Genomic DNA, 14,105 nt, shown 5'->3' on the forward strand with positions numbered 1-14,105 from the left:
TAAATGGCTGACTGGTACAGTGCTGTAAAAAATTTGCATCTGCTGACGGTAATCCTTACCGCCACGCTGTTTCTGCTGCGTTTCTTTTGGCTTCAGACCGGCTCAGGGATGCTGCAAAAGCGCTGGGTACGCATCGTGCCCCATCTTAACGACACGCTGCTGCTGCTTTCGGGCGCGATGCTGGTGGCGATAACGCACTTTTATCCCTTTACGCCTCAGGGCGCATGGCTGACTGAAAAGCTGTTTGGCGTTATTATCTATATCGCGCTTGGCTTTATTGCCCTTGGGCGCAAACCACGCGCGCAAAAAACGCGCTGGATAGCTTTTATCGTGGCGGCCGCGATGCTGGTAATGATTTACCATCTGGCCACCACAAAAATGCCATTGTTGGGGAATGTATGACGTCGATAGCAACTGAAGAAGACACAGCGACCCCGCTGTGCGAGGCGGTAATTGCGGCCACGCTGGCCATCCGTCCTGAGTTTCCTGCTGAAGACGTGAAGAAGCAGCTGGCGGAGCTGGTTAAAGAGGCGCGCGCCACCATTCCATTACAGCTGGAGCAGGATTTGCAGCTGGAGAAACTGATTGAGCTGTTCTGGCAGCGTTGGGGCTTCGGCGGCGCGAGCGGCGTTTACCGCCTGTCCGACACGCTGTGGCTGGATAACGTGCTGAAAACCCGTCAGGGCACCGCCGTCTCGCTGGGCGTGATCTTTTTGCATATCGCTCACGAACTCTCGCTGCCGCTGATGCCGGTGATTTTTCCCACGCAGCTGATTCTGCGGGCCGACTGGATTGACGAAGAGATGTGGCTGATCAATCCCTTTAACGGCGAAACGCTGGATGAGCACACGCTGGAAGTGTGGTTGAAGGGCAATATCGGCCCGGTCGCTGAACTGTACGACGACGATCTACAGGAGGCCGAGCCGCAGCTGGTGCTGAACAAGATGCTGGATACGCTGAAAGCCGCGCTGATGGAAGAAAAGCAGATGGAGCTGGCGCTGCAGGTCAGCCAGGTGCTGGTCAATATGGACCCGGACGATCCTTATGAAATCCGCGATCGCGGGCTGATTTTCGCGCAGCTGGACTGCGAGCACGTGGCGGTAAGCGATCTGACCTATTTTGTTGAACAGTGCCCGGAAGATCCGGTCAGCGAAATGATTAAATTACAGATCCATTCGATTGAACAGAAACAGATCACGCTGCACTAATCTGTTAAACAAAGAATAAGGCGAAGAGATGAAACAAAAAGTCGTTAGCATTGGTGATGTTAAGGTTGCAAACGATCTGCCGTTCGTGCTGTTTGGCGGTATGAACGTACTGGAATCGCGCGATCTCGCTATGCGTATCTGTGAGCACTACGTCACCGTGACCCAGAAGCTGGGCATCCCTTACGTGTTTAAGGCCTCGTTCGACAAGGCTAACCGTTCTTCGATTCGCTCCTATCGCGGGCCGGGTCTGGAAGAGGGCATGAAGATTTTTCAGGAGCTGAAGCAGACCTTCGGCGTGAAAATTATCACCGACGTGCACGAAGCCAGCCAGGCGCAGCCGGTGGCCGACGTGGTTGACGTGATCCAGCTGCCTGCTTTCCTGGCGCGTCAGACCGATCTGGTGGAAGCGATGGCGAAAACCGGCGCGGTCATCAACGTCAAGAAGCCGCAGTTCGTCAGCCCTGGTCAGATGGGCAACATCGTTGAGAAGTTCGCGGAAGGCGGCAACGAGAAGGTTATCCTGTGCGATCGCGGCGCGAACTTTGGCTACGACAACCTGGTGGTGGACATGCTGGGCTTTAACGTCATGAAGCAGGTTTCCAACGGTAGCCCGGTCATTTTCGACGTGACGCACGCGCTACAGTGCCGCGACCCGTTTGGTGCCGCTTCCAGCGGTCGCCGTGGTCAGGTTACCGAGCTGGCGCGTGCCGGTATGGCTGTCGGCCTGGCCGGGCTGTTTATCGAAGCGCATCCGGATCCGGCCAATGCGAAATGCGACGGCCCGTCCGCGCTGCCGCTGGACAAGCTGGAGCCTTTCCTGATGCAGATTAAAGCGATTGACGATCTGGTGAAAAACTTCCCGGCGCTGGATACCAGCAGCTGATAAAAATCAGGCCGGCTGCCCCGAGGGCGCCGGCCTGAACAGCTAACCTGTTAATCAATTCGCCTTACATCCTGTCACCGCCGACCTTTCAGTCTGCCGCCTTACATCCTGTAACCGTCGACCTTTCAGTTTGTCCGCCTCACATCCTGTAACCGCAGACCTTCAGTTTGTCCGCCTCACATCCTGTCACCGCAGATCTGCGAGTCACGCCGTATCTCATACCTTAACCGCAGAGTCGTTATCCGCCTTTCCCTCAGGCCGCGATATCTTGCGCCGTAACGCCTACAGCATCACCGTCATCAGATAGCCGATAAACAGCGCCAGATGCGCCGCGCCGTTCAGCACGTTGGTTCTGCCGGTCGAAAAAGAGATCTGACACAGCAGCAGCGAGGCCAGCATAATCACCATGTGCGGCGGCTCCAGGCCGAAAATCAGTTCCTGGCCGGTGAGCGTGGCGATAATGGTTACCGTAGGCACGGTCAGCGAGATGGTGGCCAGCACCGAGCCGAAAAAGAGGTTCATCGCACGCTGCACCTGATTCGCCAGCACGGCTTTAATAGCGCCCAGGCCTTCCGGCGAGAGGATCAGCAGCGCCACCAGGAAACCGGTGAACTGCTCAGGCGCGTTCAGTTCGGTCAGCAGCGCGCCCAGCGTATTGGAATCCATTTTGGTGACGGCAATCACGGCTACCAGGTGCACCAGCAGCCAGCAGGTATGCCAGACGCTGGAATGGGCGGACGGCTTGCCGTGATGCGGGTCGTCGCCTTCGTCCTCATGCTCATAAACGAACAGGTTTTGGTGCGTTTTGGTCTGGATCAGCAGAAACACTCCGTACATCGCGGCAGAAATGGCGGAAATCAGCAGCGCCTGGCCAGCGCTGAAATTGCCTTCCGGCAGCGCGTTGGGGAAAACCAGCACCAGCACGGCCAGCGGGAAAATAGCGATCAGATACTGCTTTACGCCCGCCAGATTAACGTACTGGGTGGCAAACTTGCGCCCGCCCAGCAGCAGCGCGAAGCCCACCAGCCCGCCGGTTACGATCATCACGATAGAGTAAAGCGTATCGCGCATCAGCATCGGCGCCGCATCGCCCGTCGCCATCAGCGCGGAAATCAGACTGACTTCCAGGATCACTACGGAGAGGCTGAGGATCAGCGAACCGTAAGGCTCGCCGAGGCGGTGCGCAAGCACGTCCGCGTGTCGCACCACGCTGAACGCGCTGCTAAGGATAGCCACCAGCGCCAGCAAATTAATGCCGATGATGGCCGGTAAAGATTCTGAGGCGCCCCAAAACCACAGGATAACCAGGGCCGCGAGCGGCAGGACCAGGGATGATTCTTTATGACGTGTTCTGACGCTTTCTTGCGCGCTCATAGGCAATATTTCCTTTTCTGACCGTCCAACTGCGAAACAGACGCAACCATTGCTGTGTGCATTGATTATATAACAACCGCCCGCAGTGTAACGGCAGTAAGGTTAACTGATGGTAAACTTTACATGATTTTACCTGAATAACCTGATAATTATCCGGGCTGGGCCTAAATCTGCATCTCCCTGTAATTATCTTGATTAACAAAGTGTTTTTTATCTCTCTCTGCTTTTTATCATGACGATCAAAGCGGAGATTTATCAATTTTACCGAGATAAACGACTGTTACGGAATAGTTAGTATGTGACCTCACTAAAAAGAGATAAGTGGCATCCGCAGCGATTTTGTTCCAGGCTTAAAACGTCTGATAACAAGGAGATTGATAATGCCATACCGTTCAAGAGAATCCCTGCCTGACAGTGTCAAAAACGTGCTGCCCGCTCACGCGCAGGACATTTATCAGGAGGCGTTTAACAGCGCCTGGGATGAATACAAAGAGAAGAAAGATCGTCGGGGCGATGAGTCGCGCGAAGAAGTGGCGCACAAGGTGGCGTGGGCAGCCGTTAAAAACCAGTATGAAAAGGGCGACGATGATAAGTGGCATAAGAAGCATTGAATGCCGTCGGGCTGCTCGTCGCGGGCAGCCTCGTCTGTCCTCGCCGTCACCACTGATTTTTCTCCGCCGTTACCCTGAAGTTCCCCGTTATGCCGCCGATGATAAACCTAAGGTAAATTTATTCTTTTGTGACGCGCTTCAAACTTGATCGGCACGCCTGAAATGACTTAAGGTCAGGTAAGCGTAACGACACATTTATGTCACAACAAATGCAGCAGGGAACGGGCAGTAGCGGAGAGGGCGAATGTTAACAAGAGACTTCCTGGCCAAAGCAGATTGTAAAACGGCCTTTGGCGCCATTGAGGAATCGCTGCTGTGGAGCTGCGAGCAGCGAGCGGCCTCGCTGGCGGCTACCCTGGCCTGCCGTCCCGATCACAGTCCGGTGTGGATTTTTGGCTACGGTTCGCTGATGTGGAACCCGGTATTCGAGTCCGATGAGGTAGCGGAAGGCACGCTAAACGGCTGGCATCGCGCGTTTTGCCTGCGGCTTACCGCCGGACGCGGCACCGCCCAGCAGCCGGGGCGGATGCTGGCGTTGAAAGAGGGCGGCAGCACCACCGGGCTGGCCTTCCGCCTGCCGGAAGCGAAGCTGGCCGAGGAGCTGGAGCTGCTGTGGAAACGCGAGATGGTTACCGGCTGCTACCTGCCGACCTGGTGCGAGCTGAAGCTGGCCGACGGTCGCAGCGTGACGGCACTGGCCTTTGTTATGGATCCGCGTCACGCGCTGTATGAGGCCGACTCCTGCCCGCAGACTATCGCGCCGCTGATTGCTCAGGCCAGCGGGCCGCTGGGCACCAACGCGCAATATCTTTTTTCGCTGGAGCAGGAGCTGAAAAGGCGCGGGCTTTATGATGACTGCCTGACCGATCTGGTTCAGCGCGTCCGCGATCTTCAGGTCTACCACAACGACCTGGCCGGCTGAGCCGCGTCCTCAGGAGCCGGGATTGATCAGCCAGGTGCCCGGTTTATCAATATCCAGCTGCTGAGTATGCACGGCAGAATCGGCAGCGTGGACCTCAATAGTATAATGTCCCGCAGACAGATTAAGCGCGGCGTAACCGCTGGTATTCGGCTTCGCCTCGACAGGTTTGCCGTTCAGCATTACCGTTTCGCCGCTGGTCAGCTTGAGATAGACCGTGGCGATGGTCGGCTTGTCCGCAGGCGTGACGGCGGTCGATGGCGTCGCGCCTCCGGCATTATCGGCCGCAGCAGACTGTTCCGGCGCAGAAGCGTCATCGCCATGGTTAAGCGCGACGAGCAGCCCGATCAGCGCCAGTAGCGCGACGCCAGCGGCAATCATCAGCGGTTTCGCCAGTTTGTGGTGGCGTAGCGAGGCATACTCCGCACTGGCCGAGGCGGGCGCCACGGTAATAGCTGGCGGTTCCGGCTGCACTTCCGGCGTCACGATTGGCGTCACGATCTCTTCAGGCACCCTGGTCACGCTGGTCACCAGCTCTTCTACCGTACTCACCGGCAGCGCAATCAGCGCGGCAAACTCATCGACAGTCTGCGGACGATCCTGCGGTTTCATCGCCAGCGCGCGGTCAATCGCATTCAGCAAAGGCAGCGAAAATCCTTCAGGGCGCAGCTGGGTCAGCGGCTGGTAGCGATCCTCGATACAGCGAACCACGCTGACCGGCGGCGGACTGCCGGTCACCAGCGTATGCAGCACCGCGCCCAGCGCATAAATATCCGTCCACGGCCCCTGATCGCTGTCGCTCTCTTCGCTGTACTGCTCGATAGGCGCATAGCCTGGCTTAAGCATGATTTCCGTCTGGTCGGAAAGGTTGCCGATGGTCTTGCGGGCGGAGCCGAAGTCCAGCAGCACAGGCAGCTGGTTATCCTGGATCTGAATATTGTCCAGCGAGATATCGCGATGCAGATAGCCCGCCTGATGGATGGTGTCGATAGCGCCGAACAGCGGCGGCAGCAGCTGGCGGATCCAGGCGTCGGTCAGCGTTTCAGGGCTGCCCAGCTGCCACTCCTTTAGCGTCATGCCGCTGTAGTACAGCGTGCCCATATAGGCGGTGCCGTTTTCTTCCCAGAAGCGCAGCACGTGCAGCAGGCCGGGATGGTTAAACCGGGCCAGCAGGCGGGCTTCCTGGATAAAGCTGTTCAGCCCGGCGGTAAACAGTTTCTGATAGCGTTCGCCGCGCAGCGCGATAGTCAGGTTCTCATCGCGCGAAACCAGCGATACCGGCAGATACTCTTTAATGGCGATGGTGCGTTCCAGCAGATGATCCCAGGCGCGATAAACAATGCCGAAGCCGCCGCCGCCGATAACCTCTTTGATTTCAAATTCGTTAAAACGGTGCCCGGCCGGAAGGGCGTTGGGCACGTTTTTCTTATCGTTTGCCGACATAGTAAACACTCTCTAAGCGTTAGCGACTTTTCACCCTGCGGGAAAATGCAGTCAGTTAACGGTGCGCCAGGCGCCAATAGCCGGATCGGCCAGATCTGCATGCAGGTCGTTCACCAGCAGCACATTTATTTTCACTTGCGGATTGGTCAACGCGCCCCACGTTTTGCGCAGCGCCTCAACGCGATTTTTCAGCAGCGCGGCATCGTTCGCCTGGCTTTTGCTCATTTTCACCAGCAGCGCGCCTTCAAAAGACCAGACGTGCAGCTGCGGATTAAACGTCAGCAGCAGCCAGCTGTCCGGCGCGCTCTTTTTGGCCACGACCAGGCGCTGGTTATTCGCGGCGACGATAGTCAGCTCGCCCGGCGACGGGTGCAGGTTACGTAAAGGGAAGCCCTGATAAAACTGTACGGGGATCGCCTGGGTCTTGCCGTTGCTGGCCAGCGTCAGTTCGCTTTTGCCTTCCAGCCAGCCTTCCGTGGAGCAGCTAAGATGGCGGGCATCCGGAATAAACAGCGACTGGCCTCGTTCGTCCCACCAGGTGCGGAAGTGGCAGCCGCCCGGCAGATCGAAATGCTGCAGCGGCGCGCTGTTGGCAGGCTGCGACAAATCCAGCGGTTCCGCGTTGCTGGCGGTGGCCGCAGCGGTGCCGTCGGCAATAACGATCGGCCGCCAGTTTTGCACTTTTGCGGCGGTGCCGGAAGCGAGCACCGAGCCCGCCTCGTTGGTCATCTGCCACGGCAGCTCGCTCAGCTTGCCGCATTGGTTATTCAGCAGCTTGCCTACGCGCGGCAAAAAAGTGTTGAGCACGTTCGACTCTTTGCTTTTGCCCGAGACGATGCGCAGAGGGATATTCTCCTGACACCAGTCCTTCGGCGCATTACTTTCCACGTTATCGATAAAGACTTCCAGCGCCAGGCTGGGAGAATAGACCACGCGGTAGTCTTCCGCCTGAGCGGTAGTTGCAAACAACAGTGTGACAGCCGGCAACCAGAATTTCATAGCGTTCCTTGGTTAATCACGCGACGGAAGAAAGCGAGCGGAATCCGCCATCGATTGTAACAGGGTAGTATCCTGCGGCGAGCCAACCCAGACAGCTACCGCGCTTAAATTATCTTTTTTCTCGCTGCGATTGATCGCTTTATGCATCAGCGCCAGCCATTCATGGGGCGAGCTGACCATGCGCAAAGCCTGCTCCATCTCGCCGGGCTGCAAATTGCACCAGAAGCCGTCGGTGCAGACCAGAAAGACGTCGCCATCCTCCAGCGGCATCACTTCACTGTAGCTGACGGGCTGTGTCCCTTCTGCGCCAAGAGCATTATAAAGTAAGTTACTGTTAATGCCGGTATTATCTACACCAGCATCCTTTAGCTGCTGGGCCAGGCTATGGTCGCGCGTCACAGAATGGATAAACCCGCGGCGGAAGTGGTAAACCCGGCTGTCGCCCGCGTGCGCCCACCAGGCCAGCTGCCGATCGCGGTCGATAAACAGGGCCGCCAGCGTGGTGCTCATCCGCTCAAAATTCAGATTTTTCCTCTGCGCCAGGCGGATCGCTTCTTCCGCATCCTCCACCCATGCTTTGCTGTCGCAGGCGGTAAAAGGACGATCGTCAGCGTGCGTCAGCAATACGTCGCGGGCGATGCGGGCAGCCTGTTCGCCGCCAGCCGTGCCGGCAACGCCGTCGCAGACCAGAAAACACGCTGAGTGCTCGCCTACGCGCGCGCCGGTTTCATCCTGATTACTCTCACGCGCGCCCGTTTGCGACGTGGAGGCATGATTTATTTTCATTCTTGTTCCGGTCTGATTTGCGAATCTTTGTACTGATTCACTTCCATATCATAGGCCTGTAGGAAAGCGTCGCCAAAAAGGGTATGAAAATCATCCTCAATTTCGCCAGAGGTATTTTGATAGTGGCGCAAAAAATAGTCCCACAGGGCGGCTTTTTTTATGGCGCTGAGGCCAATGCGCGGCAGATTGCCGTCGCGGCGGGCATGATCCTCCAGCCGCTGCGGATTAAACGATTGCAGCATGGCGGCGATAATCGCCCGGATCCCGGCAATCATGCCCAGCTGGTGCGCCTGCAAATCGACCAGCGCATCGCGTACCGCCTGTTCAGGCGGCATAAAACCCGGCATCTGGCTCTGATAGATCTGCATCAGCACCGTTTTGCCCGACGGCAGGATCTTGAACGGGTTATTGGCCTCGTTCAGGATCATGGTCATTTCCGCCTTCACGCCGCGCTTAAGGATCGAGCGGGAAGAGAGCAGGGCGACGGTGCCTTGCGAAAACAGGCTCAGCATTCTGCCCGTAGTACGCATCTGTTCTTCGGTAAAAGGCGGTTTTCCCGGCCCGCTTTCCAGCCCCATCCCTTCCATCAGCGCGGCCAGCAGACGCTGTTCGTTGCTTGCGCCGGCGGCGCGTTCGGCCTGGGCAGGTTCGTGAGCGACAGGATCGATACCCAGGCGGGCATCGCCGGGACGGTGCTGCTGCCGCACGGGCGAAGGTTCGCGCTCCACCGGGACGACAATCGGCACCTGTTCGTTCAGGATCCCCAGGGGATCTTCCGGCAGCGCCCGATCCTCGGTAAACAGCGTCAGCGGGTCAACGTCGCTGAAGGGCTTTTCTTCAATGCGGGTAGGATCGCTCACCGCAATCTGATAGTCACCGATCCCCAGCAGATCGCCGTGCTGCAGCAGGATCTGCTTACCGCGCGCCAGCGGGACATGGTTATGTAAAATCGCAATCACGCTGCCATGATTGGTCAGCCTGCACTCGCCGTTCCCGGCAACGTGCACCACGGCCTGAAGACGTGAAATCGCGCGTTCGCTGTCTGGCAAAACCAAATCGTTATCTACGCTTCGGCCTATTGTGCCGCCGGGCGGAGCAAAATCACAGACGTTAACGGGCGCCTCGGTTTTGCTCTCAACAAGGGTAAATCGCATGCGCTTTTCCTGAAACCTGGGTCATTCGGTCACCCTATTCAAACATCGGTGGATAGAGTCCATGACGACCCGGCTGCGCTACGGCGGCCGGGTCAAAAAGTTGTGTAAAGAGCCGGGCGGTAAGATTACCGCTGTGTTTATGGCTGGCTAACGGATAGCCGTCGCTTTGGTTAGTCCACCAGTAACTGGTATAGCGCATAGGGTCAAAACGGTTGGCTACCTCATGCCAGGCCAGCGTGCAGGGCAGATCCTGATAGCCGATCACGTCCATAATATCGGAGCGGCTGGTATCGGGCAGCGACAGCGGCGGCAGGCTCAACAGCGCCTGCTCAAGCTGGGCCGGCGTACAGGTTTGCGAAACCGCGTGATGAAGCGCTTCGCCCAGCGCCCGAAACCAGTCGCCGGAAACGGCAAGCTGCGCCGGATGCCAGTGGCTGACCGGCACGCTCTGTAGCGCCAGCAGGGGCCAGCTGCGGCCAACGCGATCGCGCGAAGGTAACAGGCAGCCAATCTGTACCCGCTGTACGCCAAGCGTGGCGGGCAGGGCGAAATTCCAGACGGGCGCGCGGCTAAAGAGTTCGCCTACGGCTTCGCCATGCTGATACCAGTGCGATAAGCCGAGCTGGAACCAGTTTGACCAGCTGGCCACGATGGGTTCAGGCAGACGACGCTGTAAAAAATCGCCGGTGCCCGGCAGCTTGCCGTACCAACCCAGCTCGCTTTTTTCCGTCATGGTTATCCCCTTTCCCGCTAAGGGTTCGTGGCCTGAACCGACGAACCAGAGGTTGCCGCGGTGCCGGCGTCCTGCTTGCCCGCGCTGTCAATACTCACGGCCAGCTTGCGCATAATCAGCGCGTTGTCTCTGACAAACGGCGAGGTCTGGATCTGGCGATCCAACAGCTGGCTTAAATGCCAGTCCAGCTGCTGAAGCTGCCGGGTCGTTACGCTGGCGGGTAGCGTTCGCTGCAAATTCTGCATCACCCAGCCGCGTAAGAACTCGCCATCGTAGCTGCGCGGCTGATAAAGCATCTGGTAAGCGCGCAGGGCGTTGCGGCTGAAATCGCTGTCGTCGCCCTTATCATTACGCAGCGCCTCGGTAATATTCTGCGCCACTCGCGGCAGCAACAGCGTCTTTAGCGCATTTTGATAAAAGCCCAGCGCGGCCGTGCCGATCTGGTCACCACGGTAAAGCCCCGCCCGCATACTCAACGGCGGATCGTCCAGCGAGAAGCTGTCGCTTTGCGGCAGGGCAACCAGGCTATTTAAGAAGGGTAGCAGATCCAGGATATCGCCGGTGTTATTGTTCACCAGCCGCTGCGCCTGCTTATCAACCGGCTCAAGGCGGGCCTCCACCTGCTGCAGATAGCGCTGATTTTTATAATAACTGGTGGTCCAGAACAGCGTAGCGATCAGCAGCGCCAGCGCCAGCGAGGCGTAGCTGGCCCAGTGCAGCAGCCGATTACGGTGTTCCCAGGTGCGATCGCTGCCGGCAAGGCCGCTCTCCTGGAAAATCAGATCCCTGAGCAGGGAATGGATAAAATAGCTTTGCCCTTTATTAGCCGGGATCGGCGCGTTGCGGTGCACCGTATCCCAACTGGCGATAGAGTGGCTGGTGGCCTGCGGCAGCTGTAGCTTGCGCGTCAGCTCGCCCATAATGCGGTCGAAAGGCAGACCCTCCTGCGTGCCGCTGGTGAAAAACAGGCCGCGCGGCGCCCAGGGCAGGCCGTCTTTTTCCGGCGCAAAGACGATCTCCAGATACTCCGCCAGCAGGGGCCGCAGCGAGGCAAACTCCTGCGGAAACAAAAAGCAGTCCGCGCGCTGGGTCAAATCGCTCTCTTTTGCCATCTTTCCGGCCAAATCGGCCTGAAGGCGTGCCGTCAGCTCGCGGAACTGCCGGTCAAACTGCGCGCCAATGGTCGGTTCGCTGAGGCGATCGGGCTCCCACGGGAAGGTAAAGCCCCAGATCCCGTCGCGCTGGCTTTTATCCAGAGAGCCGTTGTAGCTCATAAATCCTTTCAGCAGATCGGTTTTGGTCACCATGACATACACCGGAAAGTGAATGCCGGTCTGCTGGTGTAGCTCTTTCATGCGGCTGCGCAGCGCGGTTGCCTGCACGTAGCGCGCGTCGGCCGAATCGCTAAGCAGATCGGCCACGCTGATGGTCATGATCACGCCGTTAATAGGCTGGCGGGCGCGGTAGCGCTTCAGCAGCGAGATAAAGGTTTGCCATTCGCTGGCGTCTCTGGCGCGCTGACTCTCCTGTAGCGTATAGCGTCCGGCGGTATCCAGCAGCACGGCTTCTTCGGTAAACCACCAGTCGCAGTGGCGGGTGCCGCCTACGCCGCGCAGCGCGCTTCTGCCCAGCGTGTCGCCCAGCGGGAACTCCAGTCCGGAATTCAGCAGCGCCGTGGTCTTACCCGCGCCCGGCGCGCCGACGATGATGTACCAGGGCAGCTGATAGAGATACTGCGCGCTAAACCGTTGCAGCCAGCCGCGATGACGATTGCGGCCGGGAAAATGCTTTTTCTTCAGCAGAGTCGCCGCCTCGCTGAACAGCGCGCTGAGCAGCTCTTCCGCCGCCGCCTGCTCGGCGTGGTCAAGGTTATATTTTTGCAGATTGTTCAGCAGCTTGCTGTTAAACCAGGCGCGATAAAGCTGGGGGATCAGCTGGAAAAGGATCCACAAAAAATAGCACAGGCCAATGGCTATCTGGCGGTTAATGCTGCTTTCCAGCCAGTGAATATCGTTCAGCGACAGCAGCGGCCCGGTCATCCAGATCAGCGCGCAAAGCGCCGTAATGCCGAAAAAGCCCCACAGCAAGCGGCTGGAAAAAAGAGAAAAGAGAAGGGAAGGCATCAGTATTTCTCCGCCTGACTGGATTGGACTTCAGGTGCCGGTAACAGCACGATTTCTACCCGACGATTGCGCGCCCGGTTTTCGCTGCTGTCGTTGGGCAGCAGCGGATTGCTGTCGCCACGGCCTTCGCTGCGGATAAGATGATTCGGCTCCAGCATCTGCTGACGCATCAGCGCGCTGACGGTGTGGGCCTGCGCAAGCGAATATTCATAGTTAGAGGCGAAATGGGCGGAGCGCACGGGCTGATTATCGGTATAAACGCTGACCAGCACGGTGCCTTTGATATTGTCCATGGCGGCCGAAACGCGAGTGATCAGCGCGCGGCCTTCAGGCAGCAGATCGCTGCCCGCTGGGCGGAAAAGCTTATCAGAGGCGATAATGACCTTGCTGCCGTTAGTGCCGTCGGCCACGTCGAGCTGCCGTGCCGCAATCAGGTCGTCCAGCCGTTGCCGCAGATCCAGCAGCGCCTGAGCCGAACTGCTACGGGCAATTTCGTTACTGGGCAGCGGCGTTTCCCAAATGGCACGCAGCAGCGGTTCAGCGGCATTGCCCAGCCGCCAGTTAAGCCCCGAGTAGATCAGACCGGCGAGAAAAGCGGCCAGCGCCACACTGGCCCAAAGCGGAACCGGCGGACGCCACAGCGTATTTTGCCCGACGGGTTGCTGCGGCTGCGGCTGCATCGGCGGCGGCAGCGCGCCGCGCGTGTCGGTAATCAGCTGGGCCAGACGGGTGCGGATAGCGTCGCGCTGCAACCGGCCTTGCTCTACCGCGCGGTAGCGGCCTTCATAGCCCAGCAGCAGGCAATAGTGGATGGTTTCAAGCAGCCACAGGTGCTGCGCCGGCGTCTGCGAGATGCGGGACAGCAGCTGAAACACTTTTTCGCCGCCCCAGCTTTCATTATGAAACGTCACCAGCAGGCCGTTGCCCGACCAGACGCCGCGTGTGCCCCAGGGCGTCTGGGCCGCGGCCTCGTCCAGCGCGCTGCACAGGCAGTAACGGGCGCCGATAATCATATCGAACGGCAGGCCAGCCTGTTTACAGCGCGTCTCAAACTGGCGGATCTCATCCACCAGCTGTTGGCGCAGGCCAGCGGGATCGTCATGGGTTGCCGCCAGGCGGATCTGCACAATTGCGTTCAGCAAAGGCGCGGCGGCGGCGAGTAGCGGGTTTTCCTGGCTGACGGTGGCAGGCGCGTCAGCATGGTGTTCCGGGGTCATCAGGCTTTACTTTCTCATCCAGGTGGCGGGCAAGGCGCCTTTTGCTTTCTCTGAGTGGGCGATCCCTGCGGACCGCGCCTATTCCAGGATCCAGGTGGCCGTGTCGTTATTGCGACAGGCTTTGCTTTGTCCGCCGACGTCAACGCACACTTTTTTGGTTTTGCGCGGGCGTGGCCGATCGCTACGCAGCGTGGCGTCATAAAGTTCGCTTTTCACGCCGGCTTTGAAAGGTACGTAGCCGATCAGCTCCTGTTGGTCCGGTTCGGCGATAGCCAGCCAGTGGTTTTCCACCTCGCCCAGCACGGTGAAAGGCTTGCCGTTTTCCAGGTAGCGAACCAGGCTGCCGCCGAAATCAGGACGGTTCATAACGGAAGCGTTGTACAGCGCCCGATAGGTTTCATTGACTGGCGTAAAGGATTGAGGAGCCTGGATCGCATGACGATGCGTCAGGGTCACGCCGTCGACGCTGGAAGTGACCAGCGTATCGTCCGTGACGGCAGGAGCAGGAGCCTTACAGGCCGACAGGGCGAGCGCTGCCAGCAGAGTTAACGCGATGCTTATTTTCACATTGATCCTCGTGAATATCGTCAGTGGTTACGGCTACAATCCACTCTTCACGGACGGCAGGGCCGCCACGTGAAAATCATTCTGTTTT

The 14,105-nt window shown here is 58.4% G+C and carries 14 protein-coding genes; 5 read left to right on the forward strand and 9 right to left on the reverse strand.

From position 1 onward, the window contains the following. The first annotated feature begins 3 nt into the window (after positions 1 to 3). The 3 genes from AB3U87_RS11885 to kdsA are packed head-to-tail and all read left to right on the forward strand — an operon-like array spanning position 4 to position 2,091. Entirely contained in the window at positions 4 to 402 is a 399-nt protein-coding gene (locus tag AB3U87_RS11885) for a SirB2 family protein (RefSeq protein WP_125289714.1), read from the forward strand. Then, entirely contained in the window at positions 399 to 1,208 is an 810-nt protein-coding gene (gene sirB1 / locus AB3U87_RS11890; RefSeq protein ID WP_253454497.1) for an invasion regulator SirB1, read from the forward strand. Before AB3U87_RS11885 ends, sirB1 begins: the two co-directional genes overlap by 4 nt. 28 nt (positions 1,209 to 1,236) lie before the next feature. Continuing rightward, complete coding sequence (gene kdsA / locus AB3U87_RS11895; protein WP_125289716.1) at positions 1,237 to 2,091, forward strand: 3-deoxy-8-phosphooctulonate synthase; 855 nt, start codon at positions 1,237 to 1,239, stop codon at positions 2,089 to 2,091. Positions 2,092 to 2,373: 282 nt separating this feature from the next. On the opposite strand, the gene chaA is transcribed toward kdsA, so the two are convergent. Further along, positions 2,374 to 3,465 (reverse strand): sodium-potassium/proton antiporter ChaA, encoded by a 1,092-nt coding sequence (chaA, locus tag AB3U87_RS11900; RefSeq protein ID WP_253454496.1) that lies wholly within the window; start codon positions 3,463 to 3,465, stop codon positions 2,374 to 2,376. A 380-nt stretch (positions 3,466 to 3,845) separates the two neighbouring features. Here chaA and chaB point away from each other — a divergent pair, with 380 nt between their 5' ends. After that, the gene (gene chaB, locus AB3U87_RS11905) at positions 3,846 to 4,076 is read left to right on the forward strand and encodes a putative cation transport regulator ChaB (protein WP_253454495.1); all 231 of its coding nucleotides are present in this window, start codon (positions 3,846 to 3,848) and stop codon (positions 4,074 to 4,076) included. A gap of 244 nt (positions 4,077 to 4,320) precedes the next feature. After that, positions 4,321 to 4,998, forward strand: a complete 678-nt coding sequence (locus AB3U87_RS11910; RefSeq protein WP_253454494.1) for a gamma-glutamylcyclotransferase — start codon at positions 4,321 to 4,323, stop codon at positions 4,996 to 4,998. A gap of 9 nt (positions 4,999 to 5,007) precedes the next feature. Here the strand turns inward: AB3U87_RS11910 and AB3U87_RS11915 are convergent, their stop codons facing one another. The 8 genes from AB3U87_RS11915 to AB3U87_RS11950 all read right to left on the reverse strand — a co-directional run bounded on the left by AB3U87_RS11915 (position 5,008) and on the right by AB3U87_RS11950 (position 14,017). Next, positions 5,008 to 6,438, reverse strand: coding sequence for a serine/threonine protein kinase (locus AB3U87_RS11915; protein WP_253454493.1), 1,431 nt, complete (start codon positions 6,436 to 6,438; stop codon positions 5,008 to 5,010). Between the two features lie 51 nt (positions 6,439 to 6,489). Next, positions 6,490 to 7,437, reverse strand: a complete 948-nt coding sequence (locus AB3U87_RS11920) for a hypothetical protein (protein ID WP_253454492.1) — start codon at positions 7,435 to 7,437, stop codon at positions 6,490 to 6,492. A 12-nt stretch (positions 7,438 to 7,449) separates the two neighbouring features. Continuing rightward, positions 7,450 to 8,223 carry a PP2C family protein-serine/threonine phosphatase gene (locus tag AB3U87_RS11925; protein WP_253454491.1) on the reverse strand — a complete coding sequence of 258 codons (774 nt, stop codon included), beginning with the start codon at positions 8,221 to 8,223 and terminating at the stop codon, positions 7,450 to 7,452. Continuing rightward, positions 8,220 to 9,377 carry a type VI secretion system-associated FHA domain protein TagH gene (gene tagH / locus AB3U87_RS11930; RefSeq protein ID WP_253454490.1) on the reverse strand — a complete coding sequence of 386 codons (1,158 nt, stop codon included), beginning with the start codon at positions 9,375 to 9,377 and terminating at the stop codon, positions 8,220 to 8,222. Before tagH ends, AB3U87_RS11925 begins: the two co-directional genes overlap by 4 nt. A 34-nt stretch (positions 9,378 to 9,411) precedes the next feature. After that, a complete protein-coding gene (tagF, locus tag AB3U87_RS11935) occupies positions 9,412 to 10,110 on the reverse strand; it encodes a type VI secretion system-associated protein TagF (RefSeq protein WP_253454489.1) in 699 nt (232 codons plus the stop codon). A gap of 17 nt (positions 10,111 to 10,127) precedes the next feature. After that, a complete protein-coding gene (gene tssM, locus AB3U87_RS11940) occupies positions 10,128 to 12,233 on the reverse strand; it encodes a type VI secretion system membrane subunit TssM (protein WP_253454488.1) in 2,106 nt (701 codons plus the stop codon). Then, a complete protein-coding gene (gene icmH / locus AB3U87_RS11945) occupies positions 12,233 to 13,450 on the reverse strand; it encodes a type IVB secretion system protein IcmH/DotU (protein WP_253454487.1) in 1,218 nt (405 codons plus the stop codon). The genes tssM and icmH overlap by 1 nt, the downstream gene beginning before the upstream one ends. Before the next feature lie 78 nt (positions 13,451 to 13,528). Next, positions 13,529 to 14,017 carry an SH3 domain-containing protein gene (locus AB3U87_RS11950; RefSeq protein ID WP_125289727.1) on the reverse strand — a complete coding sequence of 163 codons (489 nt, stop codon included), beginning with the start codon at positions 14,015 to 14,017 and terminating at the stop codon, positions 13,529 to 13,531. Positions 14,018 to 14,105: the final 88 nt, after the last annotated feature.

This window comes from Erwinia plantamica, assembly GCF_043420595.1.
GTDB lineage: Bacteria > Pseudomonadota > Gammaproteobacteria > Enterobacterales > Enterobacteriaceae > Erwinia > Erwinia aeris.

Excerpts from the sequence above, each read along its gene's own strand:
- tagH (WP_253454490.1), bottom strand. The coding sequence starts at position 9,377 with ATGCGATTTACCCTTGTTGAGAGCAAAACCGAGGCGCCCGTTAACGTC.
- sirB1 (WP_253454497.1), top strand. The coding sequence starts at position 399 with ATGACGTCGATAGCAACTGAAGAAGACACAGCGACCCCGCTGTGCGAG.
- kdsA (WP_125289716.1), top strand. The coding sequence starts at position 1,237 with ATGAAACAAAAAGTCGTTAGCATTGGTGATGTTAAGGTTGCAAACGAT.
- AB3U87_RS11920 (WP_253454492.1), bottom strand. The coding sequence starts at position 7,437 with ATGAAATTCTGGTTGCCGGCTGTCACACTGTTGTTTGCAACTACCGCT.
- icmH (WP_253454487.1), bottom strand. The coding sequence starts at position 13,450 with ATGACCCCGGAACACCATGCTGACGCGCCTGCCACCGTCAGCCAGGAA.
- AB3U87_RS11910 (WP_253454494.1), top strand. The coding sequence starts at position 4,321 with ATGTTAACAAGAGACTTCCTGGCCAAAGCAGATTGTAAAACGGCCTTT.
- AB3U87_RS11925 (WP_253454491.1), bottom strand. The coding sequence starts at position 8,223 with ATGAAAATAAATCATGCCTCCACGTCGCAAACGGGCGCGCGTGAGAGT.
- chaB (WP_253454495.1), top strand. The coding sequence starts at position 3,846 with ATGCCATACCGTTCAAGAGAATCCCTGCCTGACAGTGTCAAAAACGTG.
- chaA (WP_253454496.1), bottom strand. The coding sequence starts at position 3,465 with ATGAGCGCGCAAGAAAGCGTCAGAACACGTCATAAAGAATCATCCCTG.
- tssM (WP_253454488.1), bottom strand. The coding sequence starts at position 12,233 with ATGCCTTCCCTTCTCTTTTCTCTTTTTTCCAGCCGCTTGCTGTGGGGC.
- tagF (WP_253454489.1), bottom strand. The coding sequence starts at position 10,110 with ATGACGGAAAAAAGCGAGCTGGGTTGGTACGGCAAGCTGCCGGGCACC.
- AB3U87_RS11885 (WP_125289714.1), top strand. The coding sequence starts at position 4 with ATGGCTGACTGGTACAGTGCTGTAAAAAATTTGCATCTGCTGACGGTA.
- AB3U87_RS11915 (WP_253454493.1), bottom strand. The coding sequence starts at position 6,438 with ATGTCGGCAAACGATAAGAAAAACGTGCCCAACGCCCTTCCGGCCGGG.